General features: G+C 74.9%; 27 protein-coding genes. 15 read left to right on the top strand and 12 right to left on the bottom strand.

The annotated features are described in order from the left end of the window. Positions 1–42: 42 nt before the first annotated feature. The gene (gene xseA, locus ACYVOF_RS14670; RefSeq protein ID WP_460867697.1) at positions 43–1,275 is read left to right on the top strand and encodes an exodeoxyribonuclease VII large subunit; all 1,233 of its coding nucleotides are present in this window, start codon (positions 43–45) and stop codon (positions 1,273–1,275) included. Beyond that, positions 1,268–1,534, top strand: coding sequence for an exodeoxyribonuclease VII small subunit (locus tag ACYVOF_RS14665; RefSeq protein WP_460867695.1), 267 nt, complete (start codon positions 1,268–1,270; stop codon positions 1,532–1,534). The genes xseA and ACYVOF_RS14665 overlap by 8 nt, the downstream gene beginning before the upstream one ends. Positions 1,535–1,541: 7 nt before the next feature. Here the strand turns inward: ACYVOF_RS14665 and ACYVOF_RS14660 are convergent, their stop codons facing one another. Next, the gene (locus tag ACYVOF_RS14660; RefSeq protein ID WP_460867694.1) at positions 1,542–2,111 is read right to left on the bottom strand and encodes a DUF4245 domain-containing protein; all 570 of its coding nucleotides are present in this window, start codon (positions 2,109–2,111) and stop codon (positions 1,542–1,544) included. Between the two features lie 109 nt (positions 2,112–2,220). On the opposite strand from ACYVOF_RS14660, the gene glpX reads away from it, so the two are divergent. Then, positions 2,221–3,264 (top strand): class II fructose-bisphosphatase, encoded by a 1,044-nt coding sequence (glpX, locus tag ACYVOF_RS14655; RefSeq protein WP_460867692.1) that lies wholly within the window; start codon positions 2,221–2,223, stop codon positions 3,262–3,264. A gap of 17 nt (positions 3,265–3,281) precedes the next feature. On the opposite strand, the gene ACYVOF_RS14650 is transcribed toward glpX, so the two are convergent. Next, positions 3,282–4,295 carry an NAD(P)/FAD-dependent oxidoreductase gene (locus tag ACYVOF_RS14650; protein WP_460867717.1) on the bottom strand — a complete coding sequence of 338 codons (1,014 nt, stop codon included), beginning with the start codon at positions 4,293–4,295 and terminating at the stop codon, positions 3,282–3,284. Positions 4,296–4,494: 199 nt separating this feature from the next. Here ACYVOF_RS14650 and ACYVOF_RS14645 point away from each other — a divergent pair, with 199 nt between their 5' ends. The 4 genes from ACYVOF_RS14645 to ACYVOF_RS14630 all read left to right on the top strand — a co-directional run bounded on the left by ACYVOF_RS14645 (position 4,495) and on the right by ACYVOF_RS14630 (position 7,061). Further along, positions 4,495–5,913 (top strand): class II fumarate hydratase, encoded by a 1,419-nt coding sequence (locus ACYVOF_RS14645; RefSeq protein ID WP_460867690.1) that lies wholly within the window; start codon positions 4,495–4,497, stop codon positions 5,911–5,913. Between the two features lies 1 nt (position 5,914). Continuing rightward, positions 5,915–6,328: a hypothetical protein gene (locus ACYVOF_RS14640; RefSeq protein WP_460867688.1), complete on the top strand. Its 414-nt coding sequence runs from the start codon at positions 5,915–5,917 to the stop codon at positions 6,326–6,328. A 107-nt stretch (positions 6,329–6,435) separates the two neighbouring features. Beyond that, complete coding sequence (locus tag ACYVOF_RS14635; RefSeq protein WP_460867686.1) at positions 6,436–6,666, top strand: type II toxin-antitoxin system Phd/YefM family antitoxin; 231 nt, start codon at positions 6,436–6,438, stop codon at positions 6,664–6,666. Then, positions 6,663–7,061, top strand: coding sequence for a hypothetical protein (locus ACYVOF_RS14630; RefSeq protein WP_460867683.1), 399 nt, complete (start codon positions 6,663–6,665; stop codon positions 7,059–7,061). The genes ACYVOF_RS14635 and ACYVOF_RS14630 overlap by 4 nt, the downstream gene beginning before the upstream one ends. Here ACYVOF_RS14630 and ACYVOF_RS14625 read toward each other — a convergent pair. Both ACYVOF_RS14625 and ACYVOF_RS14620 read right to left on the bottom strand, forming a co-directional pair. After that, positions 7,051–8,445, bottom strand: a complete 1,395-nt coding sequence (locus tag ACYVOF_RS14625) for an APC family permease (RefSeq protein WP_460867681.1) — start codon at positions 8,443–8,445, stop codon at positions 7,051–7,053. The two genes, ACYVOF_RS14630 and ACYVOF_RS14625, sit on opposite strands and share 11 nt — an antisense overlap. Further along, a complete protein-coding gene (locus ACYVOF_RS14620) occupies positions 8,442–9,374 on the bottom strand; it encodes a proline iminopeptidase-family hydrolase (protein WP_460867680.1) in 933 nt (310 codons plus the stop codon). The genes ACYVOF_RS14625 and ACYVOF_RS14620 overlap by 4 nt, the downstream gene beginning before the upstream one ends. A 94-nt stretch (positions 9,375–9,468) precedes the next feature. Here ACYVOF_RS14620 and ACYVOF_RS14615 point away from each other — a divergent pair, with 94 nt between their 5' ends. Then, positions 9,469–10,206, top strand: coding sequence for a FadR/GntR family transcriptional regulator (locus ACYVOF_RS14615; protein WP_460867678.1), 738 nt, complete (start codon positions 9,469–9,471; stop codon positions 10,204–10,206). Here the strand turns inward: ACYVOF_RS14615 and ACYVOF_RS14610 are convergent. The 3 genes from ACYVOF_RS14610 to ACYVOF_RS14600 form a co-directional block, all read right to left on the bottom strand. Then, positions 10,157–10,570, bottom strand: a complete 414-nt coding sequence (locus tag ACYVOF_RS14610; protein WP_460867676.1) for a hypothetical protein — start codon at positions 10,568–10,570, stop codon at positions 10,157–10,159. The genes ACYVOF_RS14615 and ACYVOF_RS14610 overlap by 50 nt on opposite strands. A 61-nt stretch (positions 10,571–10,631) precedes the next feature. Then, entirely contained in the window at positions 10,632–11,954 is a 1,323-nt protein-coding gene (locus ACYVOF_RS14605) for a PhoH family protein (protein WP_460867674.1), read from the bottom strand. 260 nt (positions 11,955–12,214) lie between these two features. Beyond that, the gene (locus tag ACYVOF_RS14600; RefSeq protein ID WP_460867672.1) at positions 12,215–13,420 is read right to left on the bottom strand and encodes a DUF885 domain-containing protein; all 1,206 of its coding nucleotides are present in this window, start codon (positions 13,418–13,420) and stop codon (positions 12,215–12,217) included. Positions 13,421–13,481: 61 nt separating this feature from the next. Here ACYVOF_RS14600 and coaA point away from each other — a divergent pair, with 61 nt between their 5' ends. After that, a complete protein-coding gene (coaA, locus tag ACYVOF_RS14595) occupies positions 13,482–14,423 on the top strand; it encodes a type I pantothenate kinase (RefSeq protein WP_460867669.1) in 942 nt (313 codons plus the stop codon). Between the two features lie 55 nt (positions 14,424–14,478). Here the strand turns inward: coaA and ACYVOF_RS14590 are convergent, their stop codons facing one another. Beyond that, positions 14,479–15,276: an isoprenyl transferase gene (locus ACYVOF_RS14590; protein ID WP_460867715.1), complete on the bottom strand. Its 798-nt coding sequence runs from the start codon at positions 15,274–15,276 to the stop codon at positions 14,479–14,481. Positions 15,277–15,357: 81 nt separating this feature from the next. Between ACYVOF_RS14590 and trhA the strand changes: the two genes are divergently transcribed. After that, entirely contained in the window at positions 15,358–16,026 is a 669-nt protein-coding gene (gene trhA, locus ACYVOF_RS14585) for a PAQR family membrane homeostasis protein TrhA (RefSeq protein ID WP_460867667.1), read from the top strand. A 76-nt stretch (positions 16,027–16,102) separates the two neighbouring features. On the opposite strand, the gene ACYVOF_RS14580 is transcribed toward trhA, so the two are convergent. Next, entirely contained in the window at positions 16,103–16,711 is a 609-nt protein-coding gene (locus ACYVOF_RS14580; protein ID WP_460867665.1) for a hypothetical protein, read from the bottom strand. A 190-nt stretch (positions 16,712–16,901) separates the two neighbouring features. On the opposite strand from ACYVOF_RS14580, the gene ACYVOF_RS14575 reads away from it, so the two are divergent. Genes ACYVOF_RS14575 through ACYVOF_RS14565 form a run of 3 tightly spaced genes read left to right on the top strand, consistent with a single transcriptional unit; the run spans position 16,902 to position 19,897 of the window. Then, a complete protein-coding gene (locus ACYVOF_RS14575; RefSeq protein WP_460867663.1) occupies positions 16,902–17,654 on the top strand; it encodes a response regulator transcription factor in 753 nt (250 codons plus the stop codon). Beyond that, complete coding sequence (locus tag ACYVOF_RS14570) at positions 17,651–19,207, top strand: HAMP domain-containing sensor histidine kinase (protein ID WP_460867661.1); 1,557 nt, start codon at positions 17,651–17,653, stop codon at positions 19,205–19,207. The genes ACYVOF_RS14575 and ACYVOF_RS14570 overlap by 4 nt, the downstream gene beginning before the upstream one ends. A gap of 12 nt (positions 19,208–19,219) precedes the next feature. Further along, positions 19,220–19,897, top strand: coding sequence for a lysophospholipid acyltransferase family protein (locus ACYVOF_RS14565; RefSeq protein WP_460867712.1), 678 nt, complete (start codon positions 19,220–19,222; stop codon positions 19,895–19,897). Positions 19,898–19,913: 16 nt separating this feature from the next. Here the strand turns inward: ACYVOF_RS14565 and ACYVOF_RS14560 are convergent, their stop codons facing one another. Next, positions 19,914–20,183, bottom strand: coding sequence for a hypothetical protein (locus ACYVOF_RS14560; protein ID WP_460867658.1), 270 nt, complete (start codon positions 20,181–20,183; stop codon positions 19,914–19,916). Continuing rightward, complete coding sequence (gene mca / locus ACYVOF_RS14555; RefSeq protein ID WP_460867655.1) at positions 20,180–21,061, bottom strand: mycothiol conjugate amidase Mca; 882 nt, start codon at positions 21,059–21,061, stop codon at positions 20,180–20,182. The genes ACYVOF_RS14560 and mca overlap by 4 nt, the downstream gene beginning before the upstream one ends. A gap of 148 nt (positions 21,062–21,209) precedes the next feature. Between mca and ACYVOF_RS14550 the strand changes: the two genes are divergently transcribed. Both ACYVOF_RS14550 and greA read left to right on the top strand, forming a co-directional pair. Next, complete coding sequence (locus ACYVOF_RS14550) at positions 21,210–21,644, top strand: DUF4307 domain-containing protein (RefSeq protein WP_460867653.1); 435 nt, start codon at positions 21,210–21,212, stop codon at positions 21,642–21,644. A gap of 166 nt (positions 21,645–21,810) precedes the next feature. Further along, positions 21,811–22,302, top strand: a complete 492-nt coding sequence (greA, locus tag ACYVOF_RS14545) for a transcription elongation factor GreA (protein ID WP_460867650.1) — start codon at positions 21,811–21,813, stop codon at positions 22,300–22,302. Between the two features lie 45 nt (positions 22,303–22,347). On the opposite strand, the gene ilvA is transcribed toward greA, so the two are convergent. After that, on the bottom strand, positions 22,348–23,583 hold the full coding sequence (ilvA, locus tag ACYVOF_RS14540) for a threonine ammonia-lyase (protein WP_460867710.1): 1,236 nt from the start codon (positions 23,581–23,583) through the stop codon (positions 22,348–22,350). Positions 23,584–23,606: the final 23 nt, after the last annotated feature.

The following is a 23,606-nucleotide window of genomic DNA, read 5'->3' as shown; positions in this document are numbered from 1 at the left end:
CCGCCGCACCCACACCCCCGCCGCCGCACCCCGGGCCGAGCCGTGAGCACCCCCAGCACGGCGGAGCAGCCGTGGCCGGTGCGGGTCGTCTCGCTCAAGGTCGGGCAGTGGATCGCCCGGCTCGGCCACATCTGGGTCGAGGGCCAGGTCACCCAGATCAGCCTGCGCCCGGGGCAGGCCACCGCCTTCGTCGTGCTGCGCGACCCGTCGGCCGACATGTCGATGACGCTGACGTGCTCGGCCACCCTGCTGCGCTCCAGCCCCGTCCCGCTCACCGAGGGCAGCCGGGTCGTCGTGCACGGCCGGCCGGACTTCTACGCCGGCCGCGGCACCTTCAGCCTGCGGGTCGACGAGATCCGCGCCGTCGGGGTCGGGGAGCTGCTCGCCCGGATCGAGCGGCTGCGCCAGCTGCTCGGCGCCGAGGGCCTGTTCGACCCGCGCCGCAAGCGCCCGCTGCCGTTCCTGCCCGGCACCGTCGGGCTGGTCACCGGCCGGGCCAGCGCCGCCGAGCGCGACGTGCTCAGCGTCGCCGCCGCCCGCTGGCCCGCGGTGCGGTTCGAGGTCCGCAACACCGCGGTGCAGGGCCCGACCGCGGTGACCCAGATCCTGGCCGCGCTGCGCGAGCTCGACGCCGACGAGTCCGTCGACGTCATCGTGCTGGCCCGCGGCGGGGGCAGCGTGGAGGACCTGCTGCCGTTCTCCGACGAGGCGCTGTGCCGCGCGATCTCCGCCTGCCGCACCCCGGTGGTCAGCGCCATCGGCCACGAGCCGGACTCCCCGCTGTCCGACCACGTCGCCGACCTGCGCGCCGCCACCCCCACCGACGCCGCGAAGCAGGTGGTGCCCGACGCCGCGGCCGAGCAGGCGCTGGTCGACGAGCTGCGCGCCCGCAGCCGGGCCGCGCTCACGGGCTGGGTGCGCCGGGAGGCCGCCGCGCTGACCGCGGTCCGCGCCCGCCCGGTGCAGGCCGACCCGCTGCGCGCCGTGACCGCCCGCGCCGAGCAGGTCGACCGGCTGCGCGCCGCCGCCCGCCGCGACGTCCGCCGCAGCATCGACGACGCCACCACCCGCACGGCCCACCTGCGGGCCCGGCTGGCGACCCTCGGCCCCGCCGCGACGCTGGCCCGCGGCTACGCGGTGGTGCAGCGGCTCGACGCCGACGGCGCCCACGTGGTCCGCTCCGTCACCGAGGTCACCCCCGGCACCCGGCTGCGCGTGCGCGTCGCCGACGGCGCCGTCACCGCCCGCACCGACGAGAGGGACCAGGATGGCTAGGGCACGGCAGGACGACCCCCAGGACGACGCACGGGACGCGACCGGGGACGGCCCGGCCCCCACCGACGGCCTCGGCTACGAGCAGGCCCGCGACGAGCTCGTCGAGGTGGTGCGCGTGCTCGAGCAGGGCGGCCTCGGCCTCGACGAGTCCCTGGCCCTGTGGGAGCGCGGCGAGGCGCTGGCCACCCGGTGCGAGCAGCACCTGGCCGGGGCCCGCACCCGCGTGGAGGAGGCGCTGGCCCGCGCCGACGAGGACTGAGCCCGGCTCAGCCCGGCAGCGGCTCGGCCGAGGTGGTGCCGATGGCCAGGGTGCGGAAGTCCTCCTCGGTGCCGCTGCCGGTGATCAGCAGCCGCACCGGGCCGAGGTCGGCCACCCACGCGGGCTCGGCGCCCTGCTGGGTGTAGATCGTCCAGCTCGTCCCGGTCAGGTCCTCCGCCGAGGTGGGGCTGCGCCGGCCCTGCACCTCCGCGGCCAGCAGCGGGTCGGTCGCCGCCGAGCTCTGCACCAGCCGCAGGTAGCGCCCGTCGGGGCTGATCCAGCCCACCCCGACCGAGGTGCCGCCCGTCGCCCCCCGCACCGTGGTGCGGCTCGACGAGTTGGCCACCCAGCCCTCGGGCAGCCGCGGCAGGCGCAGCGGGAACCCCGCCGTGGTGGCCTGCGACGACAGCGTGGCCGCGGCGTCGATCGTCGTCGGCGGCGGCGCGGCCTGCGGACCCCCGGGGCTGAAGGCGCAGGCCCGGGAGGCGCCGGCCAGCACCAGGCAGATCAGGACCAGCGGGATGATCGAGTACGCCATGTCCCGGCCCGAGAGCAGGTGGCGGGGCTTGGAGGGCACGCCCCATCCTCCCACCGCCGGGCGGGGGCCGCGCCCGCGAGCCGGCCCGCTCTGCGAGGATCACCCCCGACGCACGCCGCGCACCCGCGCACACCCCCCAGGAGGCCCCATGACCCCGCCGCCCAGCTCGACGAGCCGGCGGGAGAAGCCGGACCGCAACCTGGCCCTCGAGCTGGTGCGCGTGACCGAGGCCGCCGCCATGGCCGCCGGACGCTGGGTCGGCCGGGGGGACAAGAACGGCGGCGACGGTGCCGCGGTGGACGCGATGCGCCAGCTCGTCGGGTCGGTCTCGATGCGCGGCGTGGTCGTCATCGGCGAGGGCGAGAAGGACGAGGCGCCCATGCTGTTCAACGGCGAGGAGGTCGGCAACGGCGACGGGCCCGCGTGCGACGTCGCCGTCGACCCCATCGACGGCACCACGCTGATGGCCAAGGGCATGCCCAACGCGGTGGCCGTGCTCGCCGTGGCCGAGCGGGGCGCCATGTTCGACCCGTCCGCCGTGTTCTACATGGAGAAGATCGCCGTCGGGCCCGAGGCGGCCGACGTCATCGACCTCACCGTCCCCGTCGCGGAGAACATCCGGCGGGTGGCCAAGGTCAAGGACTCCGCCGTCTCCGACATCACCGTGTGCGTCCTCGACCGGCCCCGCCACGACGGCCTCATCGCCGAGATCCGGGAGGCGGGCGGACGCATCCAGCTCATCTCCGACGGCGACGTCGCGGGGGCGATCGCCGCGGCCCGGCCCGACTCCGGCGTCGACATCCTCATGGGCACCGGCGGCACCCCCGAGGGGATCATCGCCGCGGCCGCGATGCGGTGCATGGGCGGCGCGATCCAGGGCCGGCTCGCGCCCAAGGACGACGCCGAGCGCCAGAAGGCCCTCGACGCCGGGCACGACCTCGACCGGGTGCTCACCACCGAGGACCTCGTCTCCGGGGAGAACGTCTTTTTCTGCGCCACCGGCATCACCGACGGCGACCTGCTGCGCGGGGTGCGCTACCGCGCGGGCGGGGCCACCACGCAGTCCATCGTCATGCGGTCGAAGTCCGGCACGCTGCGCATGATCGACGGCTACCACCGGCTGTCGAAGCTGCGCGAGTACTCCTCGGTCGACTTCGACCGCGACGACCCGACCGCGCCGCCCATGCCCTGAGCGTCCCGCCCCGGCCGCTACCCCTCGTTGGAGGAGTGGCCGGGGAACAGGTGCGCCCCGGGGTCGAGCTCGACGGCGATGTTGTTGACCGCCGTCGCGGCCTCGCCGAACCCGGTGGCGATGAGCGCGACCTTGCCGGGGTAGGTGGCGATGTCGCCCGCGGCGTAGATGCCGGCGCGCGCGGTGCGCATGGCGGAGTCGACCACGACGTGGCGCCGGTCGATCTCCAGGCCCCACTCGGTGAGCGGGCCGAGGTCGGCGGTGAACCCGAGCGCGGCGACGACGGTCTGCGCGGGCAGCACCCGCTCGGTGTCCCCGGTCTGCACCTTAAGCGCCTGCAGGCCCCCATCGGCCGCGGCCTCGAACCCGACGACCTGGGCATCGGTGACGAGCTCCACGCCCAGCCCGCGGACCGCGTCGACCGTGCCGGCGTGGGCGCGGAACTTGGCCCGGCGGTGCACGAGGGTGACCGACTTGGCGATGGGGTGCAGGGCCAGCGCCCAGTCGAAGGCGGAGTCCCCGCCCCCGACCACGACGACGTCCTGCCCGGCGTGCCGGGCCATCTCCGGGACGAAGTGGACCACGCCGTCCCCGTCCCAGGACTCCGCCGACGGCAGCGGGCGGGGGGTGAAGGTGCCCAGCCCGCCGGTCACGAGGATGGCGCGGGTGGTGACGGTGCCCCCGTCGGCCAGCTCGACCCGGTAGCCGGACCCGTCCTCGGTGAGGGTGCGCGCCTGCCTGCCCAGCAGGTACGTCGGGGAGTAGGTCGCGGCCTGCGCGACGAGCCCGGTGACGAGGTCGCGGCCGCGCACGGCGGGGAAGCCGGCCACGTCGAAGATCATCTTCTCCGGGTACATGGCGGTGACCTGGCCGCCCGGCTCCGGCAGGGTGTCGACCACGGCCACGGCCATGCCGCGGAAGCCCGCGTAGTAGGCGGCGTAGAGGCCGGCCGGGCCCGCCCCGACCACGAGCAGGTCGCACGTGACGGCCCCGGAGCCGGCGGCGGCCTGCGACCCGGTCTCGGCGACCACCTGCCCGGGATCGGTCTCGACGGGCGCCCCGTAGGGGTTCGCGGCGGTGGGGGCGGTGGTCTCGGTCAACGCGTCTCCTCGGGGTGCCGGGCCGGTGCGGGTGCGGTGCGGGGCCGGTGCGTGGGCCACCTCACAGTAGGGCCAGGAGCGCGGGCGGGCGCCCCTGACCGGGCAGGACCGGGCGTGGCAGGGTGTGGCCATGGCTGACACCGCTGCCGGCAACGACGCCGGGTACCGCATCGAGCACGACACCATGGGCGAGGTCCGCGTCCCCGCCGACGCCCTGTGGCGCGCGCAGACCCAGCGGGCCGTGGAGAACTTCCCCATCTCCGGCCGCGGCCTGGAGCGCGCGCAGATCCGGGCTCTGGGACTGCTCAAGGGTGCGTGCGCGCGGGTCAACGCCCGGCTCGGGACCATCTCCGACGAGCACGCCGCCGCCATCGGCGCGGCCGCGGACCGGATCGCGGCCGGGGAGCACGACGACGAGTTCCCCATCGACGTGTTCCAGACCGGCTCCGGCACCAGCTCGAACATGAACGCCAACGAGGTCATCGCCACCCTCGCCGGGCGCTCCGGGGTGGAGGTGCACCCCAACGACCACGTCAACGCCTCGCAGTCGTCGAACGACACGTTCCCCACCGCCACCCACCTCGCCGCGACCGAGGCCGTGGTGACCGAGCTGGTGCCGGCGCTGGCGCACCTGCAGGCCGCGCTGGCGGCGAAGTCCCAGCAGTGGCGCACCGTGGTGAAGTCCGGCCGCACCCACCTGATGGACGCGGTCCCGGTGACCCTGGGCCAGGAGTTCGGCGGGTACGCCCGCCAGGTGCAGGCCGGCATCGAGCGCGTCGAGTCCACCCTGCCCCGCCTCGGCGAGCTGCCGATCGGCGGCACGGCCGTCGGCTCCGGGCTCAACGCACCCGACGGGTTCGGGGCCGCCGTCGTCGCCGCCCTGCGGGACGCCACCGGGCTCGACGTGCTCACCGAGGCCACCGACCACTTCGAGGCCCAGGCCGCCCGGGACGGGCTCGTCGAGGCCTCCGGGGCGCTGCGGACGATCGCGGTGTCGCTGACCAAGATCTGCAACGACCTGCGCTGGATGGGGTCCGGGCCGCTGACCGGCCTCGGCGAGATCGCGCTGCCGGACCTGCAGCCCGGGTCGTCGATCATGCCGGGCAAGGTCAACCCCGTCATCCCCGAGGCGACGCTGCAGGTGTGCGCGCAGGTCGTCGGCAACGACGCGGCCATCGCCTGGGCCGGTGCGCAGGGCAGCTTCGAGCTCAACGTGTCCATCCCGGTCATGGCGCGCAACCTGCTGGAGTCGATCCGCCTGCTGGCCAACGCGTCCCGGCTGCTGGCCGACCGCTGCGTCGACGGGCTGGTGGCCAACGAGGACCACTGCCGCGAGCTGGCCGAGCGCTCCCCGTCCATCGTCACCCCGCTGAACTCGGCCATCGGCTACGAGGAGGCGGCCAAGGTGGCCAAGCAGGCCCTGGCCGACCGCGCCACCATCCGCGAGACCGTCGTGGCCCGGGGCCTGGTGCCGGACAAGATCTCCGCCGAGGAGCTCGACCGGCGCCTGGACGTGCTGGCCATGGCGCAGGTGCGCGCCGAGCAGTGAGGTGACCGCGCCGCTGCTCGCCACCCTCGCCGGGTGGTGGCTCGCGGGTCTGGGCTGGACGGTGCAGGCGACGACCTACCCCGCCTTCGCCGACGTGGACCCCGCGCGGTGGACGGCGTTCCACGCGCGGCACTCCCACGGCATCACCCTGGCGGTCGGTCCGGTGTGGGCGGTGCAGGGCGCGGCCACGCTGTGGTGGTTGGTGACCGGGCCGGGCGTGCTCTCCGTGGCCCACGCGGTGGCCGCGGCCGCGGGCGTCGGGCTGACCGTGGCGTGGGCGGTGCCCTACCACCAGCGTCTGGCGGCCGGGTTCTCCCCGGACGTGCACCGCTCGCTGCTGCGCTCCAACGCGGCCCGGTCGGTGGCGTTCACGGCCGCGGCCGCCCTGGCGACGGCCGGGGTGCTGGCCGGGTGACCCGACGCGGCCGACGTCATCCACAGGCCGTCGGGTCGGCCTTCCCCGGGTGAGCGGTTGTCGGCAGGCTCTGGTTTCAGGTCGATCCCCCTGAAACCGGAGCCTGCATGACGACACATCCCCCGCTCGGCACCACCCCGGTGAGCGCCGGCGACCTGAACCGGTCCACGGCCCAGGTGCTCGACCGCGTCGAGGCCGGCGAGCAGCTCGCCATCACCCGTCACGGCATCGTCGTCGCGCTGCTGAGACCCGCCCGGCCGCACCCCCTGGCTGCGCTGGTCCGTGCCGGGCTGGTCGAGCCGGCGGTCCAGCTGTCCTTCCCCTCGCAACCGCGGTGATCTATCTCGACCCGTCCGCGCTCGTCGCCCTCACGGTCCTCGACGACCGCGGCCGCGCCCTGGCCCGCTGGCTCAACGCCGGCCCCGGGCGCGCGGCGGTCACCTCCGTGCTCAGCGACGTCGAGGTGCCGGCGCTGCTCCGGGAGACGCACGCCGACGCGCTGCCCCACCTGCCGCGCACCCTGGCCGCGGTCTCCCGGTGCGTGCTCAGCGACACCGTGCGCCACCTCGCCGGGGTGCTCGGGTCCCACCCGGACACCCGGCTCGGCCCGACCGTCGCGGTGCACGTCGCCACGGCGCTCGTCGTGCTCGGCCGGGACGCGGAGGCCTTCGTCACCCACGACCCGGTGGTGGCCCGGGCCGCGGCCGCCCGCGGGCTGCGCGTCAGGCCGTGACCGGGTCCGCGTCCGCGGCGTGCTCGGGCAGCACCCCGGTTCCGCGGGAGCGGTAGTACAGCAGCACCGCGACCCCGATCAGCAGCCAGATGACACCGCCGATCTTGGCGGCCGCGTCGGCGTTGTAGAGCACGTAGCCGATGATGACGAAGCCGAGGACGGGGACCACGAGGTGCAGCCCGAGGTTCCGGCTGCGCCGGCGCAGCACGTAGTGCGACACCACCGAGACGTGCAGCAGCAGGAACGCCGTCAGGGCACCGAAGTTCACGAGCGAGCTGATCACCGAGATCTGCCCGACGAAGAGCAGGCCGAGCACCAGGGTGATGCCGCCGACGAGCAGGATGGCCCGCTCCGGGACCGCGGTGCGCGGGTTGATGTGGGCGAGGAAGCCGGGCAGCCGCCGGTCGCGGCTCATCGAGAACAGCAGCCGCGAGGTGGCCCCCTGCGCGGCGACGGCGTTGGCGATGCCCACGGCCAGGGCGTTGGCCAGCAGGAAGGCGATCTGCCAGGCGTGACCGCTGACCGACTCGACGATGGTGAAGAACGCGTTGTTCTCCTCGTCGGGGGAGAACGACGCGGTGTCCGGGACCAGCATCGCGGCCAGCCAGGTCTGGGTGACGAAGAACGCGGCGACGAGGACCAGCGCCCCGACCATCGCGGTGCCTGCGGCCTTGCGACCGCCCTTGGCCTCCTCGCTCAGGGTGGCGATGCCGTCGAAGCCGAGGAAGCTGAGCACGGCGATGGAGAGCGCGGCGGCGGCCAGGCCGGGGGTGAACTCGGCGGCGTCGAACAGCGGCGTCGTGGTGAAGCGGGCGCCGTTGGTGCCGCGGGTGATCGCGGTGACGGCCATGACCACGAAGATGGCGATGAACAGCACCTCGCCGACGAGGAAGAGCCGGTTGACGATCGCGGTGAACGAGATGCCGATGTAGTTGACCGCCGTGTTGACGACGAGGAAGAGGACGATCCACACCGGCTTGGGCACGGCGGGGAACACCCCCGACATGGACTCGGCGGCGAAGACGTAGAGCAGCGTCGGGATGAGCAGGTAGTCGAGCAGGATGGTCCAGCCGGCGAGGAAGCCGACGTTGGGGTGCAGGCCACGCCCGACGTAGGCGTACACCGACCCGGCGATGGGGAACGCCCGCGACATCTGCGCGTAGGACAGCGCGGTGAAGATCATCGCGACCAGGCCGATCAGGTAGACCAGCGGCACCATCCCCGAGGAGGCGTTGTAGACCACCCCGAAGATCGCCCACGGCGCGATGAGCACCATGAACACCAGGCCGTAGACGACCAGGTCGGTGGTCGAGAGGGTGCGGCGCAGCTCCTGCTTGTAGCCGAACTGGGCGAGGCCGTCGTCGTGGCCGGCGGTCGTGCTCATGCGGTGGGCCTCTCGGGGTCGTGGTCGCGCAGGAAGGACCCGACGACGGACGTGAACGCCGCCGGCTCCTCGACGTGGGGCATGTGGCTGGAGCGGGGGAACACGTGGCTGCGGACGTCGGGGACGCGCTCGACGAACGGCGCCCACGCGGACGGGGTCGCCTCGTCGTGCGCCCCGGCCACCACCAGGGTGGGCACGCCGATCCCGCCCAGGCGGTCGACGACCGACCAGTCCCGCAGCGACCCGATGACGTGGAACTCGTTGGGCCCGTTCATGGCGTGGTAGACCGTCGGGTCCTCGTCGATCTGGGCGAAGCTGGCGACGACCTCGTCGGGCCAGGGGTCGAGCCGGCAGACGTGCCGGGCGTTGAACACCGCGACGGCGGCCAGGTAGTCGGGGTGCTCGGTGGTCCCGTCCGCCTCGTGGCGGTCCAGGGTGGCCGCCACGTCGGCGGGCAGGCCCGCCCGCAGCTCGGCGCACCCGGCCAGCCACAGCGGCATCGACGCCGGGCTGTCGCAGATCGTCAGGCTCCGCACGCCCTGCCCGGGGTGCGCGAGGACGTACTCGGGGGCGAGCATCCCGCCCCACGACTGGCCCAGCAGGTGGAACCCGCCGCCGAGCCCCAGGTGCTCGACGAGGGCGGCGAGCTCGGCGACGAACAGCTCGGGCGTCCAGCTCGCGGGGTCGGCGTCGGGCAGGTGGGTGCTGCGCCCGCAGCCGAGCTGGTCGTGGTGGACCACGGCGCGGCCGTCCCCGGCCAGCGAGGTCATGGCCAGCGTGTAGTCGTGCGCCGCACCGGGTCCGCCGTGCAGGACGACGACGGGCAGCCGGCCGGGGGCCTCGAGGTCACCGGTGACGCGGTACCAGGTGCGGTGGCCGCGGAACGCCATCTCCCCCGTCCGCACGGGCGGCTCGGTGCGCTGCTGCACGGGTGCTCCCGGGGCTCGGGGGACTGGACCGGCGTAGTGGACCACCGATAAGGTCAGGAGGCAATACCAATTGTCCGGAGCGGGGGACGCGCAGGTGACCGAGCCGGACGCCGGGCCCCCGTTCGCCCCGCTGCCCAAGCGGTCCACCGTGGACCGGGTCGTGGACCGGCTGGTGACCGCCATCGCGGTGGGGGCCTACTCCCCCGGCCAGGCCCTGCCCCCCGAGCGCGACCTGGCCCGGCTGCTCGAGGTGAGCCGGCCGACCCTGCGCGGCGGGCTCGCCCGGCTCGTCGCCCTGGGCCTGCTCGAGTCCCGCCGCGGCCGTACCGGGGGCACGTTCGTCACGGGACGGTCCTGGCGCGACGTCGCCCCCGAGGCCGCCCGCCGCACCCTGGAGACCGAGCTGCCCGCCCTGCGCGACCTGTTCGACTTCCGCTGCCTCGCCGAGGGGATGGTCGCCCGGGCGGCGGCGCAGCGGTGCACGCCCGACGACGCCGCCCGGCTCGTCGCGCTGGTCGCGGAGTTCGACCACGCCGACGGGATGGGCGCCGCCCGGGAGGTCGACGCGCGGCTGCACGCCGAGGTGGTGGCCACGGCGCGCAACCCGCACCTGGTCGCGCTCACCGCGCAGCTGACCGCCGCGGCGACGCTCGGGCTGGGCAGCGAGCCCTACGCCCCGGAGTTCTTCACCACCGCCGCCCACCAGCACCGCGCGCTCGTCGAGCGGGTCGTCGCCGGAGACGCCGAGGGCGCGGGCACCGTGGCGACCGAGCACTTCCGGCTCACCGAGGCCACGATGGTGGCCGGCCTCGAGGCCGCCCGGGACTGCTGAGCTCGTCCTCCCGGGCCTCGCGCAGGAACCGCCGCACGCACACACCGGCCAGCAGGTGGGCGGGCAGCGGGGCGACCACCCCGACCACGAGACCGGTGACGAGCCCGGCGATCTCGCCCCCGGTGGAGAGCCGGGTGGCCAGGTCGAAGGCGACGTGTGCCAGCGCCCACACCGCGACGTAGGCCGCCAGCAGCGCGAGCAGGGCCGCCCCCACGGCGCGGACGGTGCTGCGGCACAGCGGGGCCAGGGCCCGGGCGTGGACCGCCACCGCGACCAGCAGCAGCAGCTGGCCCGTGCCGGCGGCCGCCGCGGGCGGGGTGCCCGTCGAGGTGGCCCACGCGTAGACCGGGGTCGGCAGCGCCACGAGCACCGACGCGAGCAGCAGCCCGCGCCGGTGCCGCGGCCGCGGCGCGCTCAGGGCCGCCTCAGCTCGGGCCGGACCCGAGCTCCTCCAGCATGTCGGTCACCAGCGCGGCGATCGGCGAGCGCTCGCTGCGGGTCAGCGTGACGTGGGCGAACAGCGGGTGCCCCTTGAGCTTCTCGATCACCGCGGCCACGCCGTCGTGCCTGCCCACCCGCAGGTTGTCCCGCTGCGCGACGTCGTGGGTGAGCACCACCCGCGAGCCGGAGCCCAGCCGGGACAGCACCGTGAGCAGCACGTTGCGCTCCAGCGACTGCGCCTCGTCGACGATGACGAACGAGTCGTGCAGCGAGCGGCCGCGGATGTGGGTCAGCGGCAGCACCTCGAGCATGCCGCGGGCCAGCACCTCCTCGATCGTGCCCGGCTCGGCCAGCCCCTCCAGGGTGTCGAACACCGCCTGTCCCCACGGCCCCATCTTGTCGGCCTCGCTGCCAGGCAGGTACCCCAGGTCCTGCCCGCCGACGGCGTAGAGCGGGCGGAACACCACGACCTTGCGGTGCGCGCGCCGCTCGAGCACCGACTCCAGCCCCGCGCACAGGGCCAGCGCCGACTTGCCCGTGCCCGCGCGGCCGCCCAGGGAGACGATGCCGACGCTCTCGTCGAGCAGCAGGTCGAGCGCCACCCGCTGCTCCGCGGAGCGGCCGTGCAGGCCGAACGCCTCCCGCTCGCCGCGCACCAGCGCGACCTGCTTGTCCGGCGTCACCCGCCCCAGCGCGCTCTGCGTGCCCGCCAGCAGCCGGACCCCGGTGTGGCAGGGCAGGTCCCGCGCCTCGTCGAGGTCGACCCGGCCGGTGGCGAACAGGGTGTCGACGACGTCGGAGGTGGTGGCCAGCTCGGCCATCCCCGTCCACCCGGAGCTCACCACCTCCTGGGCGCGGTACTCGTCGGCGGGCAGGCCCACCGCGCCCGCCTTGACCCGCAGCGGGGTGTCCTTGGTGACGAGGGTGACCGCGCGGCCCTCCGCGGCCAGGTTCAGCGCGCACGCCAGGATGCGGGAGTCGTTGGAGTCGGTCCGGAACCCGGCGGGCAGCACCGACGGGTCGGTGTGGTTGAGCTCCACGTGCAGGGCGCCGCCGGCGTCCCCGACGGGGATGGGCTGGTCGAGCCGTCCGTGGGCCAGGCGCAGGTCGTCGAGCATCCGCAGCGCCTCGCGGGCGAACCAGCCGAGCTCGCTGTGGTGGCGCTTGCCCTCGAGCTCGCTGATCACCACCAGCGGGAGGACGACGTCGTGCTCCGCGAAGCGGGTCGCGGCCCACGGGTCGGAGAGCAGGACGGAGGTGTCGAGCACGTAGGTCCGGACGGGTGCAGCAGCACGAGCAGCGGTCACGTGTGGCTCCTGTCCGGCGCGGGCACAGCGCGCCGGCGTTTCTCGGGGGGCCGGTGGGTCCCTGGTCGTCAGGTGCGACGACGAGGGACGTGCGCCGGCCCTCCGGTGCAACGCTCGATCACCGTCAAGGACCCTCCCGGACGGGCCGCTTCCCCACGGCCCGACGCCGACGACGCTACCGCCGCGCCCGGGGCCGTCGACCGCGACACGCGCCCTGGTACCCGTGGGACGGGTGGGGTCGAGCTGGGGGTGCCGGGGCGTCAGGACGCGAGCTCGGCCCGGATCGAGGACGGCACCAGCGGCTCGTCGAGCAGCCGGCCGTAGCGCCGCGTCGCGTCGTCGGCGTCGGTGGCCTGCTCCAGCCAGCGGTGCAGCAGCCGGTAGCCCTCGACGTAGGTCGAGGTGTAGGCGCGCCACAGCGGGTGGGCCAGGAAGCGCAGCATCTGCCGGGCGCGCGGGGCAGGCACCAGCAGCCAGCGCTGCAGGTACGCCACCACGGTGTCCTCGTCGGCGCCCTCGTCGTGCAGCATGATCGCCGCGTCCTGGCGCACCCCGGCCAGCAGCTCGCCGGCCGCCTCGCGCGCCTCGGCCCGCTCGCCGTCGAAGCGCAGCCCCGCGTCGGCGTAGACCTCGGCCGCCCACGGCCCCCACCCGGGCCCGACGACCGCGGCCAGGCCCAGGTCGGCCAGGCCCTCGGCCATGAGGCACTGCGGGGTGTTGACGACGAACAGGGTCTGCTCGCGCTGCCCGGCGGCGACGATCCCCGCGTCCTTGCGGCAGTGCTCGGTGTGGTGGCCGGGGTAGGACTCGTGCGCCACGAGGTGGGGCAGCACGCCCATCCGCTGCTTGAGGTCGGCGTTGATGGCCACCCGGGAGTGGTGCCCACCCTCGTAGTAGTTGAACCCCGACCACGGCTTGTCGGTGACGACCTCGTAGGTCACGGTCTCGTCGTCGGGCAGCGGGAACACCGCGCGCACCCGGTCGCGGAGCGCCGAGGAGAAGGCGTGCACGCACTCGGTCAGCTTGTCGGCCGGGATCTCCTCCAGCGTGCGGGTCGCTCCGAGCCGCGCGGCGAGCGGGCCCGCCCCCGGCAGCTGGGCCTCGAGCGCGCGGTGCGCGGCCCGGTAGTCGTCCTCCGAGCCCTTGGCGATGCGCACGTCGAAGTAGGCCTCGACCTCGTCGACGAACCCGACGGGCTCGCCGGCGAACGTCCGCGCCGAGGTGTGCAGCGCGCGCAGGTGCACGTCGAGGAAGTGCTCGCGCTCCGGGGCCAGGCCCGCACCGGGCAGCTCGGCGCGCAGCTCGGTCGCGCGCCGGGCCAGGGCGGCCGGGTCGGGGCGGGGATCGTTCTCCGCGCGCCACCGCAGCCCGGGCGCGCCGGTGTAGGCGTCGACGAAGCCGGGCTCGAGGCGGTCGAACCGCAGGCCCAGCAGCAGGTACTCGTCCACCAGGGTCGCCGCGTCCACGAGGTGCGACCCTGCCACGCGTGCGCGGGGGGCCGGTCCGCGCCCCGTAGCCTCTGCACCCGTGCCGCCGCCGAGCCACGAGGCCCCCGAGCTGAGCCCGTACGTCGAGCTCGACCGCAGCCAGTGGCGCGAGCTGCGCCGGGCGACGCCGCTGCCGCTCACCCAGGCCGAGGTCGACACCCTGCGCGGGCTGGGCGACCAGCTCGACCTGACCGAGGTCGCCGAGGTGTACCTGCCGCTGAGCCGGCTGATCAACCTGCAGGTCGCGGCCCGCCAGCAGCTCAGCGCCGCCACCGCGACCTTCCTCGGCGAGCGCCCCGGGGCGCGGGTGCCGTTCATCATCGGCGTGGCCGGCTCGGTCGCCGTGGGCAAGTCCACCACCGCCCGGGTGCTGCAGACCCTGCTCGCCCGGTGGTCGGACCACACCCGGGTCGAGCTCGTCACCACCGACGGGTTCCTGCACCCCAACGCCGAGCTCGAGCGCCGCGGGATCAGCCACCGCAAGGGCTACCCGGAGAGCTACGACCGGCGCGCGCTGCTCAAGTTCGTCACCAGCGTCAAGTTCGGCTCCGCGTACTCCGCGGCCCCGGTCTACTCCCACGAGGCCTACGACATCGTCCCCGGCGCCCAGCAGCGGGTGCACTCCCCCGACGTGCTCATCGTCGAGGGCCTCAACGTGCTGCAGCCCGGCCCGCGGCTCATGGTCTCGGACCTGTTCGACTTCTCCGTCTACGTCGACGCCGCCATCGACGACATCGAGAGCTGGTACGTCGAGCGCTTCCTGGCCCTGCGGGGCACCGCCTTCGCCCGGCCGGGGTCGCACTTCCACCACTACGCGGCCCTGCCCGACGAAGCCGCCCGCGAGGAGGCCCGCCAGCTGTGGCGGACCATCAACCGGCCCAACCTGGTGCAGAACATCCTGCCGACCCGACCGCGGGCGACGCTGGTGCTGCGCAAGGACGCCGACCACTCCGTGCGCCGGGTGCGCCTGCGCAAGCTCTGACCGTGTGTGATTACTGCACCCAGGACGCGAGGTATCGCTCACAGGGGCCGCAGGTCTACCCCCCGAAGCGGCGGTGGCGGGCGGAGTAGTCGCGCAGCGCCCGCAGGAAGTCGACCCGCCGGAAGTCCGGCCAGTGCGCCTCGGTGAACCAGAACTCCGAGTGCGCGCTCTGCCACAGCAGGAAGCCCGAGAGCCGCTGCTCGCCGGAGGTCCGGATGAGCAGGTCCGGGTCGGGCTGGCCCGAGGTGTAGAGGTGCTCGCTGATGCCGTCGACGGTGACCGCGGCGGCGAGCTGCTCGGGGGTGGCCCCCGGGTGGTCGGCGAGCAGCGCGCGCACGGCGTCGACGATCTCCTGCCGCCCGCCGTAGCCGACGGCCACGTTGACCTGCACCCCCGGCCGGCCCGCCGTCCGCCCGGCCGCCTCGCGCAGCTTGGCCGCGGTGGCGTCGGGCAGCTGGTCCAGCGCGCCGACGATCCGCAGCTGCCAGCGCGCGTCCGGGCCGCCGAGCTCGTCGACCACGTCGGTGATGATCTCCAGCAGCGGGTCGAGCTCGTCCGCGGCGCGGCGCAGGTTGTCGGTGGAGAGCAGGTACAGCGTGACGACCTCGACGCCGGCCGCGTCGCACCAGCCCAGCAGGTCGGCGATCTTGCCCGCACCCACGCGGTGGCCGTGGTTGACGTCGGCGAAGCCCGACTCGCGCGCCCACCGGCGGTTGCCGTCGACGATGACCCCGACGTGGCGGGGGACGTCGGCACCCTCGACCTCGGCCAGCAGCCGCCGCTCGTAGACCGAGTAGACGCCGTCGACCACCTGGTGCGGGACCAGCGACTTCACCCTGACCCGCCCGAGGATCGCCACGTCGGCTGAGGCTACGCCCCGCGACGGTCGCCACTCGGGGGTCACGGGGGCCTTAACCGCCGGTAGCGTGGCCGGGTGTCCACCCTCGCGCCCGCCCCGTCGCTGGCCAAGCCCCGTGCCCGCGGGTGGATCCACCTGTGGTCGTTCGGCGCGTCGCTCGTCTGCGGCGCGGTGCTCGTCGTCCTGGCCGCGAGCACGGTCTCGCTGCGGGCCGCCGTGGGGACAGCCGTCTACGGCCTGACCATCTCGGCGATGTTCGGGGTCAGCGCGCTCTACCACCGCCGCACCTGGCACAGCCTGCGCGCGCGGACGTGGATGAAGCGCGCCGACCACTCGATGATCTTCCTGTTCATCGCCGGCTCGTACACCCCGTTCGCGCTGCTCGCGATGCCCGAACGCACCGGGTACTGGGTGCTGGCCGTGGTGTGGACGGGTGCGCTGGCCGGGGTGGCGCTCAAGCTGGCGTGGCCCGGCGCGCCCCGCTGGGTGGGGGTGCCGCTGTACCTCGCGCTGGGCTGGGTGGCGGTGTTCGTGCTGCCCGACCTGCTGGCGCGCGCCGGGGTGGCCGCGCTGGTGCTGCTCGTGGTCGGCGGGGTGTTCTACAGCGTGGGCGGGGTCTTCTACGGCTCGCGCTGGCCGGACCCGTGGCCGACCACGTTCGGCTACCACGAGTTCTTCCACGCCGCGACGGTGCTGGCCGCGCTGTGCCACTACGTGGCGATCTGGCTGACCATCTACGCCTGACCGCGCTGCATCCCGCGGGCTCGAGGCACGCCCGGGGCGGCCCGGGGTGCATCGAGCCCGCGGGATGCGGTCCTACCTACAGCTCCGGGCCCGAGCGCAGGTCCTCGACGCCCTTGAGCGCGTCCCTCAGCTGGCCCAGCCAGTCGTCGGCGTGCTCGCCCACCAGCCGGACGCACCAGGCCAGCGCCTCCGAGCGGGACCGGGCCACGCCCGCGTCGACGAGCGTGTCGAGCACCTGGCGCTGGGGCTGGCGCAGCCGCGTCATCACGGGCACCGCGGCCGAGGTGAACAGCTCGCTGCTGCCCCCGACCCGGGCGCCCCAGGCCACGTCGCGGCCGTAGCGGGCCTGCGCCTGCCGGGCGATCTCCATGCGGGCCGTGCGGGTGTCCTCCCGGAACCGGCTGATGCGGCCCGCCTCCGCGGCGGCGCGGGCGTCGTCGTCCTCGGGGGCCTCGGCCAGGTCGGGCAGCGTGCCGACGACGACGACCTCCTCGCGGTCGACGGTCACCTCCGGCGCCCCGGTGAACCAGTCGTCGGGCAGCCGGCCGGAGAACCAGGCGGCGGCGTCGTCGGCCCCGGGCAGGTCGGCGGCCGGGCGCCCGCGGCCCGGTCCCCCGCCGCGGCCGGCGCGCCAGGCCCCGGGGCCGCGCGGGTGGTCGTGTCCTGGTGCGTGTCCGTGCATCATGTCGCGCTCCTCGTGTCGGTGATTACACGATTACACGCTTACAAACACCGATCCGCCACCCTGTTCGCCCCGGGCGGAGCAGCCTGTGAACGGAACCTCGCCTCCTGGCTGCAGTCATCACACACAGGCGTCCAGCCACCTCACAGGTAGCGTCCAGCAGGGGGGCAGGTGCCCGCCCGAGGCTTGCCCCATGACGACGGCAGCGGTGGCAGGGGACGTGGTGACGACGAGCACGACCGGCGCGGGGACGGCCGAGGCGAAGATCCTGGTGGTCGACGACGAGCCGAACATCGTCGAGCTGCTCTCCGCGAGCCTGCGCTTCGTCGGGTTCGAGGTGGTGACGGCCCCGGACGGGATGCGCGCCCTCGACGTGGCCCGCACCTTCCGGCCCGACCTGGTGGTGCTCGACGTGATGATGCCGGGCATGGACGGCTTCGGCCTGCTGCGCCGGCTGCGCGCGGACGGGGTGCACTGCCCGGCGCTGTTCCTCACCGCCCGCGACGCGGTGCAGGACAAGGTGACCGGGCTGAGCATCGGCGGGGACGACTACGTCACCAAGCCGTTCAGCCTCGAGGAGGTCGTCGCCCGCATCCGGGCCCTGCTGCGCCGCAGCGGCGCCGGGGCCGAGGTGGCCGCGGGCTCACGACTCACCTTCGCCGACATCGAGCTCGACGACGACACCCACGAGGTGTTCAAGGCGGGCGAGCCGGTGACCCTCTCGCCGACGGAGTTCAAGCTGCTGCGCTACCTCATGACCAACGCGGGCACGGTGCTGAGCAAGCCCCGCATCCTCGACCACGTGTGGAACTACGACTTCGGCGGCGAGGTCAACGTCGTCGAGTCCTACGTGTCCTACCTTCGCCGCAAGGTCGACACCACCGAGCCCCGGCTGCTGCACACGCTGCGCGGCGTCGGGTACGTGCTGCGCCAGCCCCGGACGTGAGCGGGCGGGGCCCGGACCCGGCGGCCACCCGGCGGCGGCTGCGGTGGCGCGCGCAGCCGCTGCGGGTCACCCTCGTCCTGGCCCTGCTCGCGCTGCTCGTCCTCGGCCTGCTCGCCTCCGGGGCGGCCGCCACCACCCAGCTCTCCGGGTTCCTGCAGAGCCGCACCGACTCCGGCCTGCTCGACTCGGTCAAGCCGTTCAGCGCCGGCGACCGCGGCACCCGCAGCCCCGGCGGCGGGTCCGGCGACGGCGACGGCGGCTTCTCGCCGCGCAGCCGCTACTACATCGCGTTCTCGACCCCCGCCGGCGCGCTCACCGCGGTCGTCGCCGACCCCACCCCGGGCGAGGCGGGCCCCGACCTGCCCGCGCCGACGCCGGCCCAGCTCGCCTCGGGCCAGCCGTACACCGTCCAGGCGGCAGACGGCAGCCGCTGGCGCGCCGTCGCGACCGTGGGCGGGCCGACGGGGGTCGTCACCGTCGCCGCGAGCCTGGCCGACGACCACGCCGCCATCGAGCGGCTCACCCAGGTGCTGCTCGTCATCGGCCTCGCGGTGGTGGCCCTGCTCGGCGGGCTGGCCTACCTGGTGGTGCGGGCCAGCCTGCGCCCGCTGACCGAGGTCGAGGCCACCGCGGCCGCCATCGCCGCGGGCGACCTGGACCGCCGCGTGCCCGACCGCGACCCGGGCACCGAGGTGGGCCGGCTCTCCGCAGCGCTCAACGGCATGCTCGGCCAGATCCAGGGCGCCTTCGCCGCCACCGAGGCCTCCGAGGCCGCCGCCCGGGAGTCCGAGGCCGCGGCCCGCTCGTCGGAGGAGCGGATGCGCCGCTTCGTCGGCGACGCCAGCCACGAGCTGCGCACCCCGCTGACCACCATCCGCGGCTTCGCCGAGCTCTACCGGCAGGGCGCGGCGGCCGACCCGGCCGCGGTGGCCCGGCTGCTGGGCCGCATCGAGGGCGAGGCCGCGCGGATGGGCCTGCTGGTGGAGGACCTGCTGCTGCTGGCCCGGCTGGACTCGCAGCGCCCGCTGGAGCAGCAGCCCGTCGACCTGCTCGTGCTGGCCAGCGACGCGGTGCACGACGCCTCCGCGGTGGCCCGCGACCGGCCGGTGCGCCTGGAGGTCCTGGCCGGGCCCGGCACCCCGGAGGTCGTCGGCGACGAGCACCGGCTGCGGCAGGTGCTGAGCAACCTGGTCACCAACGCGCTGACCCACACCCCGGCCGGCACCCCGGTCACCGTCCGCGTCGGCACCGTGCCCGGGCCGGGCGGGCAGGACGACCCCGACGGGGGTGACGCCGTGCTCGAGGTGACCGACGCCGGCCCCGGCCTGGCCCCCGAGGACGCCGAGCGCGTGTTCGAGCGCTTCTACCGCACCGACACCTCGCGCACCCGGGCCAGCGGCGGCACCGGGCTGGGGCTGTCCATCGTCGCCGCCCTGGTCGCCGCGCACGGTGGGACCGTGGAGGTCAGCTCCACCCCGGGCCACGGCGCCACGTTCCGGGTCCGGCTGCCCCGGCGGCCGCAGGCGGCGCCGGTCGCCGCGGCGCGGCAGTAGGTTGGCCCCGTGATGTGGTTCCTGATGTCACGGGTGCTGCTCGGCCCCGTGATCAAGCTGCTCAGCCGGCCCAAGGTCTTCGGCCTGGAGAACATCCCCGCCACCGGCGGGGTGATCCTGGCGGGCAACCACCTCGCGGTGGCGGACTCGTTCGTCGTCCCGGTGATCATGCCGCGGCAGGTCTGCTACATCGGCAAGCACGAGTACGTCACCGGCACGGGGCTGCGCGGCCGGGCGAAGGCGTGGTTCTTCACCAGCCTCGGCATGGTGCCCGTCGACCGGGAGGCCAAGTCGGCCGCCGCCGCCTCGGTGGAGAAGGTCATCGAGGTCGTCGACAGCGGGCTGGCGTTCGGCATCTACCCGGAGGGCACCCGCTCCCCCGACGGCAAGCTCTACAAGGGCCGCACCGGCGTCGCCAAGGTCGCCCTGGCCACCGGCGCCCCCGTCGTCCCCGTCGCGGTGGTCGGCACCGACCGGCTCAACCCGCCCGGGACCACGATGTGGCGCCCGACGCGGGTCGAGATCCACTTCGGCGCCCCGCTGGACTTCAGCCGCTACGACGGCATGGCCGGGGACCGCTGGGCGGAGCGCGCCATCGTCGACCAGATCATGAGCGAGCTGGCCCGCCTCGGCGGCCAGGAGTACGTCGACGTCTACGCCTCCTCGGTCAAGGACCAGCAGGAGGCCTGACCCCCGGCGAGCCCCCTCAGCGGGTCGGCGCGTCGTCCCGCTCGGCCGCCGGGCCCGCGCCGTCCCCGGTCTGGTCGTCCGGGAAGCTGGCGGGCAGCCGGCGCAGCTTGCGGTTCATCGAGCGCACCAGCAGCACCGTGCCGATGAGCAGCAGCAGCACCACGACGAGCCCGACGGGGGCGGCCTTGCCGTACTCCGGGCCCTGCCCGCCGGGCTGCTGCACGTCGGACTGCGCCAGCACGGTGGTGACGTCGGAGGCCAGCAGGGCCAGGTGCGCGCCGATCACCGCTGCTCCACCCGGTCGCGGACCCCGGCGAACAGGTCGTCCTCGGGCAGCGTGGTGTCGACCAGCGAGCGGGCCAGCTCGTACTCCTCGGTGGGCCACAGCTCCTGCTGCAGCTCCAGCGGCACGACGAAGAACCGGCCCGTGGGGTCGATCTGGGTGGCGTGGGCGCGCAGCGCGTCGTCGCGCTTGTCGAAGTACTCCCCGCACACCACCTGCGTGGTGACGCGCTCCATCACGTCGGGCCGCGCGGGGTCCCACTTGGCGAGCCACTCGGCGAAGGGCGGCTCCTCGCCGCGGGCCCGCATCGCCTCGTCGAAGCGCTCCAGGCGCCGCCGGGAGAAGCCGTGGGAGTAGTACAGCTTCAGCGGCTGCCACGGCTCGCCGGCGTCGGGGTAGCGCTCCGGGTCACCGGCGGCCTCGAACGCGGCCACGGACACCTCGTGGCAGCGGATGTGGTCGGGGTGGGGGTAGCCGCCGGTCTCGTCGTAGGTCGTCATCACGTGGGGGCGGAACTCCCGGACGACGGCGACGAGCTTCTCGACGGCCTCCTCGAGCGGGGCCAGGGCGAAGCAGCCCTCGGGCAGCGGGGGCAGCGGGTCGCCCTCGGGCAGGCCCGAGTCGACGAAGCCGAGCCAGGTGTGGGAGACGCCGAGGATGGCCGCGGCGCGCGCCATCTCCTCCTCGCGGACCTCGTGGATGCGCTCGTGCACCCCGGGGGTGTCCATCGCCGGGTTGAGGATGCTGCCCCGCTCGCCCCCGGTCAGGCTCACCACCCGCACCTCGTTGCCCTCGGCGACGTACTTCGCCGCGGTGGCCGCACCCTTGCTCGACTCGTCGTCGGGGTGGGCGTGCACCGCCATCAGCCGCAGTCCGCTCACGCTTCGACCCATCTCCTCGCTCGACCTGCCCGCGCACACCGCTCGTATGCTCGGCCCCATCGTCCCACCCCGCGGGCGCGCGCCGCCGAGCCGCACCCCGCACCCCCACCCCCGGACCCCGGTCCCCCGCGCCTGGAAGGCCCCCGCCGTGCCCGACGTCACCCCCGACACCCGCCCCGAGGGGCGGTACTCGCGCCCCCGGGCGGCCCGGGGACCGTCGCGGTGGACGCTGGTGGTGACCACGCTCGCCGTGCTCGTCGGCCTCGGGGTGGCCTACCTGGCCTACACCAACCTGGCGCAGACCCCCGTGCAGGGGGAGCAGACCGGCTTCGAGCTGACCGACGCCTCGACGCTGACGCTGCGCTTCGACGTCACCCGATCCGACCCCGCCGCCCCGGCGGTGTGCATCGTGCGGGCCCGCTCGCTGGACGGCTCCGAGACCGGCCGCCGCGAGGTGCTCGTCGGCCCGGGCACCGACGCGATCACCTCGGTCACGACGGAGGTCAAGACGTCCGCCCCGCCGGTGGCCGGCGACGTCTACGGCTGCAGCCTCACCGTCCCGCCGTGGTTCGCCGGGTCCTGATGCGGGGCCCGGCCCACCCCCGCTGACCTGCGACTTCACCCGTCCCCAGGGGCCCGGGTGGTAACGTGACCCACCGCACGGCCCCGCAGCGGAGCCGTGCTTCGGTGTTTCGGCGCCCGACCCGGACGGGGTGGGGCGCCCCTGCGATGCGAGGAGTGATCACGCGATGACCGACACCCAGGTGACGTGGCTGACCCAGGAGTCCCACGACCGGTTGAAGTCCGAGCTGAACGGCCTCGTCGCCAACCGTCCCGTCATCGCGGCCGAGATCAACGAGCGGCGCGAGGAGGGCGACCTCAAGGAGAACGGCGGCTACCACGCGGCCCGCGAGGAGCAGGGCCAGCAGGAGGCCCGCATCCGCCAGCTCACCGAGCTGCTCAACAACGCCAAGGTCGGGCAGGCCCCGACGAAGTCCGGCGTCGCGCTGCCCGGCTCCGTGGTGAAGGTCTACTACGACGGCGACGAGTCCGACGCCGAGACGTTCCTCATCGCCACCCGCGAGGAGGGCGCCCACGACGACCTCGAGGTCTACTCGCCGAGCTCACCGCTGGGCTCGGCCCTGCTCGACGCCGCGGTCGGCGAGAGCCGCGAGTTCACCCTGCCCAACGGCAAGTCCATGAAGGTGACGCTGACCAGCGCGGAGCCCTTCCGCATGTGAGCAGCGCGGAGCCCTTCCGCATGTGACGCAGCGGACGGCGGGGCCTCAGGCCTCGCGGTCGGGGGTCAGGACGACGACCTGGTAGCCGCGCTCGCGGAGCGTGGCCACCAGGTCGTTCCCGTGCGCGGCGCCCCGGGTCTCGACAGTGGTGACCACCTCGACCTCGCCCAGGGCGAGGGTGCCGGTGAGCCGGGAGTGCGCGACGTCGATGACGTTGCCCCCCGCGGCGCCGACCGTGGTGAGCAGCGAGGCCAGCGAGCCGGGCCGGTCGGGCACGGTGACGCGCAGCGCCAGGAAGCGGCCTGCGGCGGAGAGGCCGTGCTGCACCACCCGGGTCAGCAGCAGCGGGTCGACGTTGCCGCCGGAGAGCAGCGCGCACACGGGGCCGTCGAGGTGCAGGTCGAGGTCGAGCAGCGCAGCGACAGCGGCCGCCCCGGCGGGCTCGACGACCATCTTGGACCGCTCCAGGCACAGCACCAGGGCGCGGGAGAGCGCGTCCTCGCTGACCGTGACGACCTCGTCGACCAGCGCCGAGACGTGGTCGAACGTCACCTGCCCCGGGGCGCCGACCGCGATGCCGTCGGCCATGGTCGACATCTCCTGCAGCGCCACGGGGTGCCCGGCGGCCAACGACGCGGGCCAGGCGGCGGCCTCCTCCGCCTGCACCCCGATGACGCGCACCTGCGGGCGGTGGGCGCGGACCGCCGCAGCGACGCCGGCCAGCAGCCCACCGCCGCCGGTGCAGACCAGGACGGTGCCCACCTCGGGCAGCTGCTCGAGGATCTCCAGCCCGCAGGTGCCCTGCCCGGCGACCACGTCGAGGTGGTCGAACGGGTGGATGAACACCGCACCGGTGCGCTCGGCGTGCTCGGTGGCCGCGGCGATGGACTGCTCGAGCACCGCGCCGACGAGGTGGACCTCGGCCCCGTAGGCGCGGGTGGCGGCGAGCTTGGGCAGCGAGGCACCGGTGGGCATGAACACCGTCGCCCCGATGCCGAGCAGCTGGGCGGCCAGGGCGACCCCCTGGGCGTGGTTGCCGGCACTGGCCGCCACGACCCCGCGGCGGCGCTCGTCGGCGGAGAGGCCGTGCAGCCGGGTGTAGGCGCCGCGGATCTTGAACGAGCCGGTGCGCTGCAGGTTCTCGCACTTGAGGTGGACGGGCACCCCGGTGCGCTCCCCCAGCGCCCGGGACGGCAGCACCGGGGTCCGCCGCACGACGGGGGCGAGCAGCTGCGCCGCCGCGGCGATCCGGTCCGCACCCACGAGGTCCACCGCGGTGATCCTGCCAGCCGCGGGGCACCCCG

This window comes from Rhodococcus aerolatus (assembly GCF_054783215.1).
This window is presented reverse-complemented; position numbering and strand designations above follow the sequence as displayed.